Annotated in this window: 13 protein-coding genes, 3 tRNA genes and 3 rRNA genes; 6 read left to right on the top strand and 13 right to left on the bottom strand. The window is 59.9% G+C overall.

Annotated elements, in window-relative coordinates; all coding sequences use genetic code 11:
• Positions 1–98 precede the first annotated feature (98 nt).
• Together EJE94_RS06435 and EJE94_RS06430 are read left to right on the top strand one after the other, a co-directional pair.
• Entirely contained in the window at positions 99–1925 is a 1827-nt protein-coding gene (locus tag EJE94_RS06435) for a phosphoenolpyruvate carboxykinase (GTP) (protein WP_121242760.1), read from the top strand.
• Positions 1926–2015: 90 nt separating this feature from the next.
• Complete coding sequence (locus EJE94_RS06430; protein ID WP_121242762.1) at positions 2016–3173, top strand: pyridoxal phosphate-dependent aminotransferase; 1158 nt, start codon at positions 2016–2018, stop codon at positions 3171–3173.
• A gap of 4 nt (positions 3174–3177) precedes the next feature.
• Here the strand turns inward: EJE94_RS06430 and EJE94_RS06425 are convergent, their stop codons facing one another.
• The 8 genes from EJE94_RS06425 to ispB form a co-directional block, all read right to left on the bottom strand.
• The gene (locus EJE94_RS06425; protein ID WP_121242764.1) at positions 3178–3624 is read right to left on the bottom strand and encodes a DUF302 domain-containing protein; all 447 of its coding nucleotides are present in this window, start codon (positions 3622–3624) and stop codon (positions 3178–3180) included.
• A gap of 74 nt (positions 3625–3698) precedes the next feature.
• The gene (locus EJE94_RS06420) at positions 3699–4316 is read right to left on the bottom strand and encodes a histone H1-like repetitive region-containing protein (protein ID WP_121242766.1); all 618 of its coding nucleotides are present in this window, start codon (positions 4314–4316) and stop codon (positions 3699–3701) included.
• 553 nt (positions 4317–4869) lie between these two features.
• A complete protein-coding gene (ampD, locus tag EJE94_RS06415) occupies positions 4870–5418 on the bottom strand; it encodes a 1,6-anhydro-N-acetylmuramyl-L-alanine amidase AmpD (protein WP_121242768.1) in 549 nt (182 codons plus the stop codon).
• Positions 5411–6772, bottom strand: a complete 1362-nt coding sequence (locus tag EJE94_RS06410; protein WP_121242770.1) for a sigma-54-dependent transcriptional regulator — start codon at positions 6770–6772, stop codon at positions 5411–5413. The genes ampD and EJE94_RS06410 overlap by 8 nt, the downstream gene beginning before the upstream one ends.
• Complete coding sequence (locus EJE94_RS06405) at positions 6739–8301, bottom strand: sensor histidine kinase (RefSeq protein ID WP_124962407.1); 1563 nt, start codon at positions 8299–8301, stop codon at positions 6739–6741. The genes EJE94_RS06410 and EJE94_RS06405 overlap by 34 nt, the downstream gene beginning before the upstream one ends.
• A gap of 54 nt (positions 8302–8355) precedes the next feature.
• Entirely contained in the window at positions 8356–8589 is a 234-nt protein-coding gene (locus EJE94_RS06400; RefSeq protein ID WP_121242774.1) for a PP0621 family protein, read from the bottom strand.
• Positions 8590–8670: 81 nt separating this feature from the next.
• A tRNA-Pro gene (locus EJE94_RS06395) sits at positions 8671–8747 on the bottom strand.
• 74 nt (positions 8748–8821) lie between these two features.
• Positions 8822–9790, bottom strand: coding sequence for an octaprenyl diphosphate synthase (gene ispB, locus EJE94_RS06390; RefSeq protein ID WP_121242776.1), 969 nt, complete (start codon positions 9788–9790; stop codon positions 8822–8824).
• A 167-nt stretch (positions 9791–9957) separates the two neighbouring features.
• Here ispB and rplU point away from each other — a divergent pair, with 167 nt between their 5' ends.
• Genes rplU through proB form a run of 4 tightly spaced genes read left to right on the top strand, consistent with a single transcriptional unit; the run spans position 9958 to position 12736 of the window.
• A complete protein-coding gene (rplU, locus tag EJE94_RS06385) occupies positions 9958–10269 on the top strand; it encodes a 50S ribosomal protein L21 (RefSeq protein WP_121242778.1) in 312 nt (103 codons plus the stop codon).
• Between the two features lie 15 nt (positions 10270–10284).
• Positions 10285–10548, top strand: a complete 264-nt coding sequence (gene rpmA / locus EJE94_RS06380; RefSeq protein WP_121242780.1) for a 50S ribosomal protein L27 — start codon at positions 10285–10287, stop codon at positions 10546–10548.
• Positions 10549–10608: 60 nt separating this feature from the next.
• Positions 10609–11646: an Obg family GTPase CgtA gene (gene cgtA, locus EJE94_RS06375; protein ID WP_121242782.1), complete on the top strand. Its 1038-nt coding sequence runs from the start codon at positions 10609–10611 to the stop codon at positions 11644–11646.
• The gene (proB, locus tag EJE94_RS06370; RefSeq protein WP_121242784.1) at positions 11621–12736 is read left to right on the top strand and encodes a glutamate 5-kinase; all 1116 of its coding nucleotides are present in this window, start codon (positions 11621–11623) and stop codon (positions 12734–12736) included. Before cgtA ends, proB begins: the two co-directional genes overlap by 26 nt.
• A gap of 91 nt (positions 12737–12827) precedes the next feature.
• Here the strand turns inward: proB and rrf are convergent.
• The 5 genes from rrf to EJE94_RS06345 form a co-directional block, all read right to left on the bottom strand.
• Positions 12828–12941, bottom strand: a 5S ribosomal RNA gene (gene rrf, locus EJE94_RS06365).
• A gap of 110 nt (positions 12942–13051) precedes the next feature.
• A 23S ribosomal RNA gene (locus tag EJE94_RS06360) occupies positions 13052–15932 on the bottom strand.
• Positions 15933–16168: 236 nt separating this feature from the next.
• Positions 16169–16244: transfer RNA gene (locus EJE94_RS06355), tRNA-Ala, on the bottom strand.
• A 134-nt stretch (positions 16245–16378) separates the two neighbouring features.
• A tRNA-Ile gene (locus EJE94_RS06350) sits at positions 16379–16455 on the bottom strand.
• A gap of 58 nt (positions 16456–16513) precedes the next feature.
• Positions 16514–18051: ribosomal RNA gene (locus EJE94_RS06345) — 16S ribosomal RNA — on the bottom strand.
• Together the 16S, 23S and 5S rRNA genes with 2 tRNA genes alongside form the textbook arrangement of a ribosomal RNA operon.
• Between the last annotated feature and the right edge of the window lie 216 nt (positions 18052–18267).

Here is an 18267-nt window from a genome sequence, read left to right as displayed (position 1 = left end):
AGTGTGGCATAATTTTTTTGTGGATGGCAAAACTTAATTTTATTTACGCATCGCCATTTTCGCCGGCCACGCACCCAATTTCGAGTGGAGAGAATTCAATGAGTCAGCAAGGCATCAATGCACCGGATTACGCCAGGCACGAAGGGCTCAAGGCTTGGGTGGCAGAAGTCGCGGCACTCACCGAGCCCGACCGCATCGTCTGGTGCGACGGTTCGCAGGAGGAATACGACCGGCTCTGCGCCGAGATGGTCGCCGCCGGCACCTTCGTCAAGCTCAATCAGGCGAAGCGCCCGAACTCCTACCTGGCCTGTTCCGATCCGTCGGATGTCGCCCGCGTCGAGGACCGAACCTACATCTGCTCGGCGAAACAGGAAGATGCCGGCCCCACCAACAACTGGGAAGATCCGGCCAGGATGAAGGAGACGCTCAGGGGACTGTTCAAGGGCTCGATGCGCGGCCGCACGCTCTACGTCATTCCCTTCAGCATGGGACCGCTCGGTTCTCCCATCGCCCAGATCGGCGTCGAGATTTCCGACTCGCCCTATGTCGTGGTCAACATGCGCACCATGACGCGCATGGGCAAGGCGGTCCATGACGTGCTGGGCAGCGACGGTTTCTTCGTGCCCTGCCTGCACACGGTGGGCGCGCCGCTGGCGGCCGGCGAGAAGGATGTGAAGTGGCCGTGCAACCCGACCACCAAGTACATCGTGCATTTCCCCGAGACGCGCGAAATCTGGTCCTACGGCTCCGGCTACGGCGGCAACGCGCTGCTCGGCAAGAAGTGCCTGGCGCTGCGCATCGCCTCGACCATGGCGCGCGACGAGGGCTGGCTGGCCGAGCACATGCTGATCCTCGGCGTCGAATCGCCGCAGGGCGAGAAGACCTACGTCGCCGCGGCCTTTCCCTCGGCCTGCGGCAAGACCAACTTCGCCATGCTGATCCCGCCCGAGTCCTTCAACGGCTGGAAGATCTATACCGTCGGCGACGACATCGCCTGGATCAAGCCCGGCCCCGACGGCAAGTTCTACGCCATCAATCCCGAGGCCGGCTTCTTCGGCGTGGCGCCGGGCACGTCCGAGAAGACCAATTACAACGCGATGGCGACGCTCAAGGAAAACATCATCTACACCAACGTCGCGCTGACCGACGACGGCGACATCTGGTGGGAAGGCATGAGCAAGGAGCCGCCGGCGCACGCCATCGACTGGCAGGGCAAGGACTGGACCCCGGCCGACGGCAAGGCCGGGCGCAAGGCGGCGCACCCGAACTCGCGCTTCACCGCGCCGGCCAGCCAGTGCCCGTCGGTCGACCCCGCCTGGGAAGACCCCGCCGGCGTGCCGATCTCGGCTTTCATCTTCGGCGGCCGCCGCGCCACCACCGTGCCACTGGTCTACGAGGCCTTCAACTGGAACTTCGGCGTCTACATGGCTTCGACGCTGGGCTCGGAGACCACCGCGGCCGCGTTCGGCCAGCAGGGCGTCGTGCGCCGCGATCCCTTCGCCATGCTGCCCTTCTGCGGCTACCACATGGGCGACTATTTCAACCACTGGCTGCGCATGGGCCATGTCGTCGAGCACACGCCGAAGATTTTCTGCGTGAACTGGTTCCGCATGAACGAGAAGGGCGAGTTCATGTGGCCGGGCTTCGGCGAGAACATGCGCGTGCTGAAGTGGATCGTCGACCGCGTGCACGGTCGCGTGCCGGCGCGCGAAACCGCGCTGGGCTGGATGCCGCGCTTCGAGGACATCGACTGGACCGGCCTGCCCATCACCCAGGCGGAGTTCGACCTGCTGACCCTGTTCGATGCCGATGCCTGGAAGCAGGAGCTGGCGCTGCACAAGGAGTGGTTCGACAAGATGGGCGAGAAGCTGCCTAAGCAGCTGGCGCTGAAGCGGGAGTTGTTCGAGCTCGCCTTGATCGACTGAAAAAGTCGGCGCTGGCGGCACGGTGATACCGCCGCACCGCTAGAATGGAACGGCCATCTGCAAGGGTGGCCGTTTGCTTTCGGAGACCCCATGAACGTCGCCACCCGCATGGCCGAAATCGAGCCCTTCCACGTCATGGAACTGATGGCCAAGGCCAAGGCGCTGGAAGCGCAGGGCCGCAGCATCATTCATATGGAGGTCGGCGAACCCGACTTCCCGACGCCACAGCCGATCATCGACGCGGCGCAGCGCTTCATCGCCGGCGGCCAGGTTTTCTACACTCATGCGCTCGGGCTGCCGCAACTGCGCGAAGCCATCGCCGGCTTCTATGCGACACGCTACGGCGTGGCGGTCGACCCGGCGCGAATCGTCGTCACCGCCGGTGCCTCCGGCTCATTGCTGCTGGCGCTGGGCGCCCTGGTCAGCCCCGGCGACGAATGGCTGCTAACCGACCCCGGCTACCCCTGCAACCGCCATTTCGTGCGGCTGCTCGAAGGTGTCCCCCGCGCGATTCCCGTCGATGCGACCACCGCCTTTCAGCCCACGGTGGAAAAAGTCGGCGCTGGCTGGACGGCGATGACGAAGGGCTTGTTGCTGGCTTCGCCCAACAACCCGACGGGCACCATGATCGATCAGCCGCGGCTGACCGAACTATGGCGGACGGTCAGCGAACGCGGTGGCACGCTGATCGTCGACGAGATCTACCACGGGCTGACTTATGGCACCGACGCGCACACAGCGCTGGAAATCGCCGACGACATCATCGTCATCAACAGTTTCTCGAAATATTTCGGCATGACCGGCTGGCGGCTCGGCTGGCTGGTGCTGCCACCGAGCATGGTCCGCGACGTCGAGAAACTGGCGCAGAACATTTTCATCTCGCCGTCAGCACCTGCCCAGCACGCGGCCCTGGCGGCGTTTTCCCCGGAGACGACGATCATTCTCGAGGCGCGCCGCGCGGAATTCCGCGCTCGTCGCGACTTGCTGCTGCCGGGATTGCGGGAACTCGGCTTTCGCGTCGATGCGGAACCGCAGGGCGCTTTCTACATTTACGCCGACATCGGCACGCTGGGCGAAGACAGCCATGCCCTGGCGGGACGGCTCATCGAGGAGGCCGGCGTGGCGGCAACGCCGGGACTGGATTTCGGTACCAACGCGCCGCAGCGCCACATGCGCTTCGCCTACACCGTCGGCACGGACAAACTTTCCGAGGGTTTGGCGCGGATGCGGAGCCTGTTCGACGTGTAGCGGGCTACTTGCCTGCGGCCTCGGCGACCAGTTCGCGCAACAACGCTTCGACGGCTTTGGGTCCAGCCATCGGCTTGCGATAGGCGAGGAACACCGTGCCGGGCTTGCCGGGCAGCGTATAGACGGACACGACGAAGGGGCAATTCACGATGTTGGCCGGGTCGGCTTCCATCATCTGCCTTGATACGCGGGCACTACAGAATTCGAACGACTCGGCCTGGTCGTAGATCCGCCTGGCGGCGCCGATATCCTTGCCGGTGCGCTCCAGCATGCTGCCGATGTGACCGGTGTAGTTGATCACCAACCCCTTGCCTTCGATGGCGAAGACGACCGCGTCGCGGACCTCCTCGAAACGGCCCTGCACCGGCGTGACGACGGCCTCGCTGGCGGCCTGGGCCTGTACCGCCGGCAGGACGACGAGCGCGACCAGGACGGACAACGTGCGCAGCATCGGAGCCCCCTGAAAAAGAAAAGGATGGTGACTGTACGCGACAGCCACCATCCTGAATGACCGAAGCGTCTCGATCAGGACGGGCGCGAGCCGGTAGGGAAGGGCCAAGCAGCCGCGGGATTGAGCGACGACTTGAGGCCGGGCGCAGCGGCGGTCGACGGAGCCGGAGCCGATGCGGCAGGCTTCTTCGCCGGAGCAGCCTTCTTGGCAGCAGGCTTCTTCGCCGGAGCGGCCTTCTTGGCAGCAGGCTTCTTCGCCGGAGCAGCCTTCTTCGCAGCAGGCTTCTTCGCCGGAGCGGCCTTCTTCGCAGCAGGCTTCTTCGCGGCGGGCTTCTTCGCCGGAGCGGCCTTCTTGACAGCAGGCTTCTTCGCGGCGACCTTCTTCGGCGCAGCTTTCTTGGCAGCGGGCTTGGCAGCCGCTTTCTTCACTGCCGGCTTCTTGGCAGCGGGCTTCTTCGCCGGAGCGGCCTTCTTGGCAGCGGGCTTGGCGGCCGCTTTCTTCACTGCCGGCTTCTTGGCAGCGGGCTTCTTCGCCGGAGCAGCCTTCTTGGCAGCGGGCTTGGCAGCAGCCTTCTTCACAGCGGGCTTCTTAGCTGCGGGCTTCTTCGCCGGAGCAGCTTTCTTAGCAGCGGGCTTCTTCGCCGGAGCAGCTTTCTTAGCAGCCGGCTTCTTGGCTTTCTTCACTTCGGCCATGTTGAACCTCCTTCACAAATTAACAAGAAAGAACCACCAGTTACTGCAACCCGTCTGGGCTAGCACGGATTATTCAACGCCTTCAAGCAATTGAAAGCGTTGAATTCCTTGCGTTTCTCCGCCTATATCGCTGCGGAAAAACGTTGATCGAGTTGCCGGGCCCCAGTGCTGCCCGCGCGTTTCGTCAATGTGCATAGACAAGGCTCCCTCGGCGCGCGCGATCGCCACGAGCCGAGGAAACTGGAGAGTCGGGAGTGAAGAGAAGGGACGGGGTAAGCCGTGAAATCGAGAAAGCAAGGGACGCGCGCGGTAGATCGGAAAAGGGCTGCAGCTTGTGCTCGCCATCGATCTGCATCAACGTCTCCTGTTCCTTTGCATGACGGATTCGTTAGTTATGTCAGCGCTTCGATTTCGCATCGACCTACTAGATCTAGTAGGTGATCCCTGAATTGCGACTAATTCTAGTGTTGACATTTTCCTGCTGCAAGATTTTTTTGCAAATGATCGATGCATTGTCGCGATCGCGTTGCATCGATGCCACGCCGCCGTCGATCTAGTCGTCCATCAACTCGCGAAGAAGGCACCAATCGAATTGCGGTCCCGGGTCGGTCTTGCGGCCCGGTGCAATGTCGGCATGGGCGACAATGGCTTCGATCGGATGCTGCTCGTGCAGCAGCCTGACCAGGGTAGCGAGACGCTCGTATTGGCTCGCGGTGAAGTGCTGATCGTCTGCACCTTCGACTTCGATGCCGATGGTGAAATCGTTGCAGTGCTCGCGGCCGCGCCAGCACGAGACGCCGGCGTGCCAGGCCCGCCGCGAGGTCGCGACGAACTGAATCAACTCGCCCTCGCGGCGCACAAGGAAGTGCGCGGAAACGCGCAGATGATGCACTTCGCGGAAATACGGATCGGCGTCGGGATCGAGACGATTGGTGAAGAGTTGTTCGATCGCCTCGCCGCCGAACTGTCCCGGCGGCAGGCTGATCGAGTGAATTACGATCAGGCGGGCGCGTTCGCCGTCGGGGCGCGCATCCTGATTCGGGGAGACGACTCGGCGAGCGTCGGCGAACCAGCCGTCGGCGTCGATCAATCCTTCAGTCATTCAAGCCCAGACGCTGCATTCGATATCGCAGGGAACGAAAGGTGATGCCGAGCAGGCGGGCGGCCGCAGTACGATTGAAGCGGGTCTTTTCGAGCGCATCGAGTATGGCCTGTCGTTCCATTGCATCGAGGTAATCCTGTAGCGAGGCCTGACCCGGCTGCGGGCTTTCGACAGCCAGCGTCGATTCGGTGGCCAGACCGAGATCCGCGACGTCGATGCGATCGTCGACCAGCAGGGCCATCGCCCTTTCAAGGGTATTCTCCAATTCCCGGACATTGCCGGGAAAGGGATAGGCCTCGAGCGCCCGCCGCGCCGCCGCTGTCATATCCGGCAGCTTGCCACCTGCTGCCTTCGCCAGGCGCCCAAGGACGTGGTCGGTGAGCAGGGGAATATCCTCGCGGCACTCGCGCAGCGCGGGCATGCGAATTTCGATGACATTGAGCCTGTAGAACAGGTCCTGCCGGAACGCGCCCTGCTCGACGAGTGCCCTGAGGTTCTGGTGGGTGGCGCAGATGATGCGAACATCGACTGCCTCCTCCGTCGTCGCCCCCACCTTGCGCACGCGCTTTTCCTGGATGGCCCGCAGCAGCTTGACCTGCATGGTCAGCGGCAGATCGGCGACCTCGTCGAGAAAGAGAGTGCCGCCATCGGCGGCCTGGAAGAATCCCGACCTGTCGCTGTCGGCACCGGTGAATGCCCCTTTGCGGTAGCCGAAAAACTCGCTCTCGACCAAATTCCCCGGAATGGCGCCGCAGTTCACGGGCACAAACGGGCGTTCCGCGCGCGAACTGCGCTCGTGAATCAGGCGCGCCGCCAGCTCTTTGCCGCTGCCAGACTCGCCCGATATGTACACGGGAGCTTGGCTACGTCCTACTCGGTCGATCAGGTGTCGCACCTGCTCGACCGCAGGGGACGCGCCAAGCAGTTGATGCGCTTCGCCGCCACCACCGTGTGAGACCCCACTCGGTAGATCCAGTGCTGAACGGACCAGTACACGCAGTTGCTCGAGGGATACCGGCTTCGACAGATAGTCGAAAGCACCGGCCTTCAGCGCCGCTACCGCATTACCCATGCTGCCATGGGCCGTAATGACGGCCACCGGGAGTTCCGGGCACTGCTCGCCGACATACCTTACCAGTTCGAGGCCGTCGCCATCAGGCAATCGCATGTCCGTCAGGCAAATCTGATATTCCCCTGCTGCAAGCAGGCGCTTGGCCTCGGCCAGGGTCGCGGCGCTGTCGGCCGCGAGCCCCATGCGGGCCAGGGTCATGTCCAGCAGTTCGCGAATGTCGGCCTCGTCGTCGACAACGAGGGCCCGTATCAGCTCACTGCGGTTTCTGCGTGGGTTCGACATGCCTCGGTACCAAACGAAATTCTGAAGTGCGCTCCAGGACCGTCATCGAGCAGATCCAACTGGGCGCCGTTTGCCTCGCATAGTTCCCGGGCGATGTACAAGCCAAGCCCCGTGCCACTGCCGTGAGTCGTAAAGAACGGTTCGAACACTTGCCCCCTTTGCTCGGGCGCGATGCCGGGACCGTCGTCCATAATATGCAATTCCACGGGCCTTGCCGAGTCTCGTGGCGAAACCTCGAGACAGACCGCGCCGTCGGCGGACGAGGCATGGCGCATCGCGTTGGCGAGCAGGTTCCAGAGAATGCGGTGCAGATGGCTGCGGTCGAAGCAGATTTCCACTTGTTCCGGTGTGGCCAGAGCAATGCGCCGCCCGGCTTCCGGATCGGATACCGCGTATTCATCGACAAAAGCCGCGAGAAAGCCGTTCAGCGAAAATTGCTCGGGCTGGGCACGGTCGCGACGCCCCAGTTCCATCACCTCCGCCACCAGGCGGTTGAGCCGCTGGGTGTTGTCGCCGATGATCCGCGCCAGGCGGCGCTCGGTGTCGTTCTGGGTATCTTCGGCGAGCAGCTCGGCGGCATGGCTGATCGATGAGAGCGGATTGCGGATTTCGTGCGCCATGTTGGCTGTCAGGCGGCCGAGCGCGGCAAGCTTCAACTGGCGGGCCTGTGCCTCCACCCGTCCCATGTCCTCGAGGTAGATCAGCGTGGATCCGCCGGCGCCCGAGGCGCGGCAACGGGCTCTGACCAGACGGCCACTTTGCGGCGAACGCAGATTAGTCTCAGACCGGCCGGTGCGTGATCGCCAGGCCACGAAGTGCTCAGCCAACTGGGGTGACAAGGACGCCAGGTAGAGGTCGTTCCCATCGCCCGCATCGAGCAATATGGCCGCTTGCGGATTGTGCTGGCGGACCCTGCCATTGGCATCCACGACCAGCACACCATCCTGCATGTCGCGGATGACCGCCTCGCTGATGCGCAGTTGATGCGCCAGTTCGATGCCCCGTTGCCTGGCCAGAGCTTCCTGGGCAATGATGCCACGCCCCAGCAGGCGAGCAGATATAGCCGTGGCAAAGAAGCCGACGCTGGTCAGGCCGACACGAAAGAACGCGCTGGTTTCCCCCTCGAGATTCAAGACGCGGTAACCCTGCTCGAAGAGAACGGCGACCGTTGCGAGCGACGCGTGGAACAGGGTCATGCGGCCCTGCCCAACCAATCCGGCTCCAGCCAGCACAACAAAAATCATCACCGAAACGCCGCTCTGGCTGCCGCCGCTCGCATGCATCATGAGCGTAAGGGCCACGATGTCGGTTGCCACTTGGGCAGAGAGCTGAATATTGAATGCTCGCCGCCAACGCAATACGGTCATCCAGAAAAGAGTCGCCGCGGCCAGATAGACGATGCTGACCCACTGAAACAGCAGCGGGTTCTGTTCGCCGATATTGAGGGTGCCCCCCCCAAGGTATTGGCGACCAGAAAGAACGCCGCAACGAGCAGTCGGTAGAAGGCGAAATACTGAACGGGACGCCAATAGGTGTCGAGTTCGGTTTCGTTGGCTGCCGATGTTGGCTCAGGTGGCGTCAAGCTAGCCAAGCTGCCGATGCTCCTCGCAGCAGTAATGGCGCCCTTCAATCGTTACGGCCTCGCTCAACGGCAAATTGATGCCGCAATGGGCGCACACGACAAAGGGCTCCGCGAACGACTCGCGCGCGGCGCTATGCTCAGGCCTTTGCCGGTCGGCGGCACGACGGCCCTTCCTCGCCCGCAACAGAACGTAGAGGACAGCGACGACAAGGAGTAGAAGGATGACTTTGCTCATGGCCACGGTAAGCGCTTCGAGTGCCGAAGCTTACCGCGCCGCCGGTTCCCCGGGGGGGATCTAAACGCGACCACAAGAATTTGGTCGGGGTGAGAGGATTCGAACCTCCGACTCCTGCGTCCCGAACGCAGTACTCTACCAGGCTGAGCTACACCCCGATTGCCTTGTCGCGCAGTTGCTTACCCTGACGCAAGCCCAGTGCAGATTGCTGAATCACCCGCGAAGACGGCGCTCAGAACCGTCGCGCAACTGCAAAGGCCGCTAATTCTAGCAGACTGTCTTTGAATTTTGAAGGCGGCAATGATGCAAGTGCGGTGATCGCCCGTTCCGCCTCGGACTGGGCATGTTGGCGCGCGACATCGAGTGCGCCACTCGCCCGCACGGCCGCAAGCACCTGCGGAAAGCTGTCGCGACCACCTGACTCGATGGCATGTCTGACAGAGGCGGCCTGCTCCGGCGTGCCATTGCGCATCACATGGATCAAGGGGAGCGTCGGCTTGCCTTCAGCCAAGTCGTCGCCCAGATGTTTGCCAGTCTCGGCCTCGTCTCCCGAGTAGTCGAGGACATCGTCGATCAGTTGGAACGCGGTGCCCAGATGCATGCCATAGGCCGCCAAGCCATCCTCGACTTCGCCAGGGACGCCCCCCAGAATGCCTCCGAGCCGAGTCGCCGCCTCGAAGAGCTTCGCAGTCTTGTAGCGAATCACCTGCAGATAGCTCGGCACGTCGATGTCCGCATTGTGGCAGTTCATCAACTGCAGGACCTCGCCCTCGGCAATGACGTTGGTGGCGTCCGCGAGCACTTCCATGATCCGCATGCTGCCGACGGAAACCATCATCTGGAATGCACGCGAATAGAGGAAATCGCCGACCAGCACGCTCGCCGCATTGCCGAACAGCGCATTGGCGGTGTCCCGCCCGCGACGCAGATTCGATTCATCGACCACATCGTCGTGCAACAGCGTGGCCGTATGGATGAATTCCACTACCGCCGCCAGTTCATGGTGATGCGTCCCGCGATAACCGACCGCCCCCGCAGCCAATAGCAGCAAGGCGGGGCGCAGGCGCTTGCCGCCGGCAGCGATGATGTACTCGGCCACCTGACGCACCAGGACGACATCGGAATGAAGCCGCGCACGGATCACCGCATCGACGGCTTTCATGTCGTCGGCGATCAGGGAATAGCTGGGTGGGAGTGTCACGACCGAACTCGGGAAAAGCGGCGGATGCTATTGGCTGGCTGGGGTTACGTCAACTAAGGGCAGGGGCCGAGCCGAAGCCACATTGGAGCAGAAAAACTGGACTTTGACAGTTCGCTCCGAGTCGATATAATGCGTGGTTTTCCGAAACAAGTCTAGCGGAGTCCATCATGTATGCGGTCATAAAAACCGGCGGCAAACAGTATCGCGTCGTTGCCGGCGAAAAAATCAAAGTAGAACAGATACCGGCAGACGTGGGCGCTGAAATCACTCTCGATCAGATCCTGATGATCGGCGAAGGCGAGGCGGTCAAGGTTGGTACGCCGATAGTTGCCGGCGCCAAGATCACGGCTCGGGTGATAGCGCACGGTCGGCACCCCAAGGTGAAGATTTTCAAGATGCGTCGGCGCAAGCATTACCAGAAGCATCAAGGTCATCGCCAGAACTACACCGAGCTTGAGATCGGTAGCATCTCGGCCTAATCAGGAGTCTTCACCATGGCACACAAGAAAGCTGGCGGCAGCTCACGCAACGGCCGCGACTCAGAAGCCAAACGACTGGGCGTCAAACGCTACGGCGGGCAACTTGTTCCCGCGGGCAGCATCATCGTTCGTCAGCGCGGCACCCGCTTCCACGCCGGCGAGAACGTCGGCATGGGCAAGGATCACACCCTTTTCGCCAAAGTCACCGGCACGATCGAGTTCTCGATCAAGGGGGCTGAAAAGCGGAAGATGGTGCGCGTCGTTCCCGCAGCCGCCTGAACGACTCTTCCCCTGACAGAAGCCCTATCGCCCCGATAGGGCTTTTGCTTTTCTGCAGCCATGAAATTTTTCGACGAGGCAAAGATTGAAGTCATCGCCGGTGACGGCGGGAATGGCGTCGCCTCGTTTCGGCGCGAAAAGTTCATCCCCTTCGGCGGACCGGATGGTGGTGACGGCGGACGCGGCGGCAGCATCTGGGCTATTGCCGACCGCAATCTCAACACCCTGATCGACTTCCGCTATACGCGGGTCTTTCGCGCCCAAAAGGGCGAGAACGGACGCGGCTCGGATTGCTACGGGAAGGGTGGCGACGATATGGAGCTTCGCGTCCCGGTCGGTACGGTGGTCACCGACCTGGCGACCGGTGAAGCCATCGCCGATCTCGATCATGATGGCAAGCGAGCCCTGATCGCCCAAGGTGGTCAGGGCGGCCTCGGCAATTTGCACTTCAAGTCGAGCACCAACCGCGCACCCAGACAGTGCACTCCCGGGAAACCCGGCGACCACCGCGAGTTGAGACTCGAACTCAGGGTGCTGGCCGACGTCGGCCTGCTCGGCCTTCCCAATGCCGGCAAGTCCACCTTCATTCGGGCCGTATCGGCCGCCAAGCCGAAGGTGGCGGACTATCCGTTCACGACGCTTCATCCCAACCTCGGCGTGGTTCGCGTCGATCACGAACGAAGTTTCGTCATTGCCGACATTCCCGGGCTGATCGAAGGTGCCGCTGAAGGCGCCGGGCTTGGCCATCGCTTTCTCAAGCATCTGCAAAGGACCGGGCTGTTGCTTCACCTCGTCGATATCGCGCCCTTCGATCCAGGCTGCGATCCGACAAAGGATGCCAAGGCGATTTTGAAGGAACTGCGCAAGTACGACCAAGCCCTTTACGACAAGCCCCGCTGGCTGGTCATCAACAAGATCGACCTCGTGCCAGAGGAGGAGCGCCAGGCGCGAGTGGGGGCACTGCTGCGCAGCTACAAGCCGGAACGTCACTTCATTACCGCCGCCGTCAGCGGCGAGGGTTGCCGCGAGGTGACGTACGCCGTGATGGATTTCCTCGAACAACATAGGCGTCATGAGATCTCGGATAGCGCAGGCTAAGCGCTTGGTCGTCAAGGTGGGCAGCGCCCTCGTCACCCGCAACGGTGAAGGACTGGCTCACGATTTCATCGGTGATTGCGCGCGGCAGATTGCAACGCTCCATAAGGAGGGTCGCGAGGTACTGCTCGTATCGTCCGGTGCCATCGCAGCCGGCATGCAACGGCTGGGATGGCAGACACGCCCCCATGCGATGCACGACCTGCAAGCCGCCGCCGCCGTTGGCCAGATGGGTTTGGCGCAGGCGTATGACACCACATTCGTGCAACACGGTTTACAGGCCGCGCAAGTCCTCCTTACCCATGAGGATCTCGCCGACCGTACCCGATACCTGAACGCTCGCTCGACGCTCCAGGCACTTTTGCAGCTCGGCGTCGTCCCGATCATCAACGAGAACGATACGGTCGTCACCGACGAGATCAAATTCGGCGACAACGACACCTTGGGTGCCCTAGTGGCCAATCTCATCGAGGCCGATGCACTGGTGATCCTCACCGACCAGAAAGGCTTGTATAGCGCCGACCCGCGCGTCGATCCGAGCGCCACCTTGATCAGCGAGGGGCGGGCCGACGATCGAAGCTTCGAAACCATGGCCGGCGGTGCGGGTAGCGGAATCAGCAAAGGTGGCATGATCACCAAGGTTCGAGCAGCACAACGCGCAGCGCGGAGCGGCGCCCATACCGTGATCGCCAGTGGACGCGAAAGCGATTCACTGATTTCCGCCGCCAATGGCGTCAACATCGGCACCTTGCTCTATGCCGTCGACTCGCCGCTGACGGCCCGCAAACAGTGGCTTGCGGATCATCTCCAACTCGCCGGCCAACTGACGCTCGACGACGGCGCAGTCACTGCACTGAGAGCCGGTCGCAGCCTCCTTGCCATCGGCGTGAGAAGCGTCGAGGGAGACTTCGAACGGGGCTCCGCGGTGCGCTGCTGCACCCCGGAAGGAAACGAAGTAGCACGTGGTCTCATCAACTATTCTAGCTCCGAGGCTCGCCGCATCGCCGGTCATCCGACGCAGGATATCGAATCGCTGCTCGGCTATGTCGACGGTACCGAACTGATTCACCGCGACAATCTCGTATTGCCGTAACCGCTCCGCGGCATGCCCAGCCGCGATCCTCAGAACACAAATGACAACGCCCCGCCTGAAAATTCAGACGGGGCGTTGTGCTTCGTGGGGAGTCTGGTGCTGACCTACTTTCGCCGGAGGTTAACCGACTATCATTGGCGCGGAGGTGTTTCACGGTCCTGTTCGGGAAGGGAAGGGGTGGTTCCGCCTCGCTATGGGCACCAGACTGAAAGGGAAGCGGCCTGGGTTTTGTGGTCCGGGCCGCGTAATTGGAAGAAGTAAATTGGGTGGTGATTGGCGCGTGTTGCACCCGAGTTGAATGTAACTCAAGGTTATAGGGTCAAGCCGCACGGGCAATTAGTATCGGTTAGCTCAACGCATTACTGCGCTTCCACACCCGACCTATCAACGTCGTGGTCTTCGACGACCCTTCAGGGGGATCGAGTCCCCGGGATATCTCATCTTGAGGCGAGTTTCCCGCTTAGATGCTTTCAGCGGTTATCTCTTCCGTATTTAGCTACCCGGCGATGCGACTGGCGTCACAACCGGTCCACCAGAGATACGTCCACTCCGGTCCTCTCGTACTAGGAGCAGCCCCTCTCAAATATCCAGCGCCCACGGCAGATAGGGACCAAACTGTCTCACGACGTTTTGAACCCAGCTCACGTACCACTTTAAATGGCGAACAGCCATACCCTTGGGACCGGCTACAGCCCCAGGATGTGATGAGCCGACATCGAGGTGCCAAACTCCGCCGTCGATATGAACTCTTGGGCGGAATCAGCCTGTTATCCCCAGAGTACCTTTTATCCGTTGAGCGATGGCCCTTCCATACAGAACCACCGGATCACTATGACCTGCTTTCGCACCTGCTCGACTTGTGGGTCTCGCAGTCAAGCCTTCTTTTGCCATTGCACTATCAGTACGATGTCCGACCGTACCTAGAAGACCTTCGTACTCCTCCGTTACTCTTTAGGAGGAGACCGCCCCAGTCAAACTGCCTGCCATGCACGGTCCCCGACCCCGATTCAGGGGCCCAGGTTAGAACCTCAACGACACCAGGGTGGTATTTCAAGGTTGGCTCCGCGCGATCTAGCGACCACGCCTCACAGCCTCCCACCTATCCTACACAAGTCCCGTCAAAGTCCAATGCAAAGCTACAGTAAAGGTTCATGGGGTCTTTCCGTCTAGCCGCGGGGAGATTGCATCTTCACAAACACTTCAACTTCGCTGAGTCCCAAGAGGAGACAGTGTGGCCATCGTTACGCCATTCGTGCAGGTCGGAACTTACCCGACAAGGAATTTCGCTACCTTAGGACCGTTATAGTTACGGCCGCCGTTTACTGGGGCTTCGATCAAGAGCTTGCACCCCATCACTTAACCTTCCAGCACCGGGCAGGCGTCACACCCTATACGTCGGCTTTCGCCTTTGCAGAGTGCTGTGTTTTTGTTAAACAGTCGCAGCCACCGATTCTCTGCGGCCCCATCGCCCTTCGGATGTTCTCCTACAAGCTACCGGGGCATACCTTCTCCCGAAGTTACGGTATCAATTTGCCGAGTTCCTTCTCCTGGGTTCTCTCAAGCGCCTTAGAATTTTCATCCTGCCCACCTGTGTCGGTTTGCGGTACGGTCGTCACAGACTGAAGCTTAGAGGCTTTTCCTGGAAGCAGGGTATCACTCACTTCGATCTCAAAGAGACCTCGTCATCACGCCTCAGCTAAGCCGTCCGGATTTGCCTAGACAGCACGCCTACACGCTTAAACCGGGACGTCCAACACCCGGCTGAGCTAACCTTCTCCGTCCCCCCATCGCATCTGTGATCGGTACGGGAATATTGACCCGTTTCCCATCGACTACGCCTTTCGGCCTCGCCTTAGGGGCCGACTCACCCTGCGCCGATGAACGTTGCGCAGGAAACCTTGGGCTTTCGGCGAGGGTGCTTTTCACACCCTTTATCGCTACTCATGTCAGCATTCGCACTTCTGATATCTCCAGCATCCTTCTCAAGACACCTTCACAGACCTACAGAACGCTCCCCTACCACGCACATTACTGTGCATCCGCAGCTTCGGTTATTGGCTTGAGCCCCGTTACATCTTCCGCGCAGGACGACTCGATCAGTGAGCTATTACGCTTTCTTTAAAGGATGGCTGCTTCTAAGCCAACCTCCTGACTGTCTATGCCTTCCCACTTCGTTTTCCACTTAGCCAATCATTGGGGACCTTAGCTGGCGGTCTGGGTTGTTTCCCTCTTGACGATGGACGTTAGCACCCACCGTCTGTCTCCCGCATATCACTTTCCGGTATTCGGAGTTTGCTATGGCGGAGTAGATCTTAATGACCCCTCCAACCATTACAGTGCTCTACCCCCGGAAGTGTCCATGCGAGGCACTACCTAAATAGTTTTCGGGGAGAACCAGCTATTTCCAGATTTGTTTAGCCTTTCACCCCTATCCACAGCTCATCCCCTAACTTTTCAACGTTAGTGGGTTCGGACCTCCAGTGGGTGTTACCCCACCTTCATCCTGGCCATGGATAGATCATCTGGTTTCGGGTCTACGCCCAGCAACTAATTCGCCCTTATCAGACTCGGTTTCCCTACGCCTCCCCTATTCGGTTAAGCTCGCTACTGAACGTAAGTCGCTGACCCATTATACAAAAGGTACGCAGTCACCCTTGCGGGCTCCCACTGTTTGTATGCATGCGGTTTCAGGATCTATTTCACTCCCCTCCCGGGGTTCTTTTCGCCTTTCCCTCACGGTACTGGTTCACTATCGGTCGATCACGAGTATTTAGCCTTGGAGGATGGTCCCCCCATCTTCAGACAGGATTTCACGTGTCCCGCCCTACTTGTCGCAAGCTCAGTTCCGCTGCCAGGTTTTCGCGTACGGGGCTATCACCCACTACGGCCAGCCTTTCCAGACTGTTCCACTAACGCGGCAGTTAAATCTTGCAGGCTCTTCCCCGTTCGCTCGCCACTACTTGGGGAATCTCGGTTGATTTCTTTTCCTTGAGCTACTTAGATGTTTCAGTTCGCTCAGTTCGCCTCCTCTGGCCTATGTATTCAGCCAGGGATACCCTTGCGGGTGGGTTTCCCCATTCGGACATCTACGGATCAAAGCTTGTTTGCGAGCTCCCCGTAGCTTTTCGCACGCTACAACGTCCTTCATCGCCTGTGATCGCCAAGGCATCCACCACATGCACTTAGTCGCTTGACCCTATAACGTTGAGCCCTGGATCCCTCCAGGTCACGCTACAGGCACAACTCGCGCTTGTTTCAATTCCATCGCTGGTTCAAAGGATGGAATCGAGAATTTGCAATCACTACCCATGTCCGATCCAATTCCTCAGATCGAACACCTTTACTTCTTCCTAGTTTTTAAAGATCCAAACAGCCTTCGGTAAAAACCGATATCAAAGCAAACCTTTGATATCGACTCTCTCTCGCAGGGGATGGTGGAGGATGACGGGATCGAACCGACGACCCCCTGCTTGCAAAGCAGGTGCTCTCCCAGCTGAGCTAATCCCCCCTCAAGCTTCGATAATCATCGCATCCCATCGTTGCTCCAGCACTTGCATAGCCCAGCTATGCGGCGTGCCTTCGCGCCTCGGTCTGCTCGATTCTCGAACCTTGCGTCGTGCCCGGCTCGAGTCAGCTCATGCGTGGTGGGTCTGGTTGGGTTCGAACCAACGACCCCCGCCTTATCAAGACGGTGCTCTAACCAGCTGAGCTACAGACCCGCTGTTCAGGGTTAAACAACCGATAGGTTGTAGGTGCTCACAGAGCCTTGTGCTCTAGAAAGGAGGTGATCCAGCCGCAGGTTCCCCTACGGCTACCTTGTTACGACTTCACCCCAGTCATGAATCCCACCGTGGTAAGCGCCCCCCTTGCGGTTAGGCTACCTACTTCTGGTGAAACCCACTCCCATGGTGTGACGGGCGGTGTGTACAAGACCCGGGAACGTATTCACCGTGGCATGCTGATCCACGATTACTAGCGATTCCGACTTCACGGAGTCGAGTTGCAGACTCCGATCCGGACTACGATCGGCTTTCTGGGATTGGCTCCACCTCGCGGCTTGGCAACCCTCTGTACCGACCATTGTATGACGTGTGAAGCCCTACCCATAAGGGCCATGAGGACTTGACGTCATCCCCACCTTCCTCCGGTTTGTCACCGGCAGTCTCATTAGAGTGCCCAACTAAATGATGGCAACTAATGACAAGGGTTGCGCTCGTTGCGGGACTTAACCCAACATCTCACGACACGAGCTGACGACAGCCATGCAGCACCTGTGTCCAGGCTCCCTTTCGGGCACCAAGGTATCTCTACCAAGTTCCTGGCATGTCAAGGGTAGGTAAGGTTTTTCGCGTTGCATCGAATTAATCCACATCATCCACCGCTTGTGCGGGTCCCCGTCAATTCCTTTGAGTTTTAATCTTGCGACCGTACTCCCCAGGCGGCGAACTTCACGCGTTAGCTGCGGTACTAAGAAAGTCTCCTTCCCCAACACCTAGTTCGCATCGTTTAGGGCGTGGACTACCAGGGTATCTAATCCTGTTTGCTACCCACGCTTTCGTGCATGAGCGTCAGTGTTGACCCAGGGGGCTGCCTTCGCCATCGGTGTTCCTCCACATCTCTACGCATTTCACTGCTACACGTGGAATTCCACCCCCCTCTGCCACACTCGAGTCCTACAGTCACAAACGCAGTTCCCAGGTTAAGCCCGGGGATTTCACATCTGTCTTATAGAACCGCCTGCGCACGCTTTACGCCCAGTAATTCCGATTAACGCTCGCACCCTACGTATTACCGCGGCTGCTGGCACGTAGTTAGCCGGTGCTTCTTCTTCAGGTACCGTCATTAGCTCAGGGTATTAACCCAAACCGTTTCGTTCCTGCCGAAAGAGCTTTACAACCCGAAGGCCTTCTTCACTCACGCGGAATGGCTGGATCAGGGTTGCCCCCATTGTCCAAAATTCCCCACTGCTGCCTCCCGTAGGAGTCTGGACCGTGTCTCAGTTCCAGTGTGGCTGATCATCCTCTCAGACCAGCTACGGATCGTCGCCTTGGTAGGCCTTTACCCTACCAACTAGCTAATCCGGCATCGGCCGCTCCATTCGCGCAAGGTCTTGCGATCCCCTGCTTTCTCCCTCAGGACTTATGCGGTATTAGCTATCCTTTCGGATAGTTATCCCCCACAAATGGGTACGTTCCGATGCATTACTCACCCGTTCGCCGCTCGCCGCCAGGGTTGCCCCCGCGCTGCCGCTCGACTTGCATGTGTAAAGCATTCCGCCAGCGTTCAATCTGAGCCAGGATCAAACTCTTCAGTTCAATCTTGTCAAAACTCACTCAAACGAATATCAGAGGTCAGACTTGCATCTAACCTTTACTGTATATCTCGTGTAAGTGCTTGCTTCTATACTCTTAGCTTCAGCAGCAGCGTAACCCCTAAGGGTCGGAATTCCTCCCAGCTTGCCCCTTCGATCTCGGGAACAAACCCCACCACCGCCTCCAGCCCCACAAGCACCTACACCTATCGGCTGTTTG

The sequence above is a fragment of the Sulfurisoma sediminicola genome (assembly GCF_003865015.1).
GTDB classification, from domain to species: Bacteria; Pseudomonadota; Gammaproteobacteria; order Burkholderiales; family Rhodocyclaceae; genus Sulfurisoma; species Sulfurisoma sediminicola.
This window is presented reverse-complemented; position numbering and strand designations above follow the sequence as displayed.

Coding starts and splice junctions, on each gene's coding strand:
- EJE94_RS06435 (WP_121242760.1), top strand. CDS start 99: ATGAGTCAGCAAGGCATCAATGCACCGGATTACGCCAGGCACGAAGGG.
- EJE94_RS06430 (WP_121242762.1), top strand. CDS start 2,016: ATGAACGTCGCCACCCGCATGGCCGAAATCGAGCCCTTCCACGTCATG.
- EJE94_RS06425 (WP_121242764.1), bottom strand. CDS start 3,624: ATGCTGCGCACGTTGTCCGTCCTGGTCGCGCTCGTCGTCCTGCCGGCG.
- EJE94_RS06420 (WP_121242766.1), bottom strand. CDS start 4,316: ATGGCCGAAGTGAAGAAAGCCAAGAAGCCGGCTGCTAAGAAAGCTGCT.
- ampD (WP_121242768.1), bottom strand. CDS start 5,418: ATGACTGAAGGATTGATCGACGCCGACGGCTGGTTCGCCGACGCTCGC.
- EJE94_RS06410 (WP_121242770.1), bottom strand. CDS start 6,772: ATGTCGAACCCACGCAGAAACCGCAGTGAGCTGATACGGGCCCTCGTT.
- EJE94_RS06400 (WP_121242774.1), bottom strand. CDS start 8,589: ATGAGCAAAGTCATCCTTCTACTCCTTGTCGTCGCTGTCCTCTACGTT.
- rplU (WP_121242778.1), top strand. CDS start 9,958: ATGTATGCGGTCATAAAAACCGGCGGCAAACAGTATCGCGTCGTTGCC.
- rpmA (WP_121242780.1), top strand. CDS start 10,285: ATGGCACACAAGAAAGCTGGCGGCAGCTCACGCAACGGCCGCGACTCA.
- cgtA (WP_121242782.1), top strand. CDS start 10,609: ATGAAATTTTTCGACGAGGCAAAGATTGAAGTCATCGCCGGTGACGGC.
- proB (WP_121242784.1), top strand. CDS start 11,621: ATGAGATCTCGGATAGCGCAGGCTAAGCGCTTGGTCGTCAAGGTGGGC.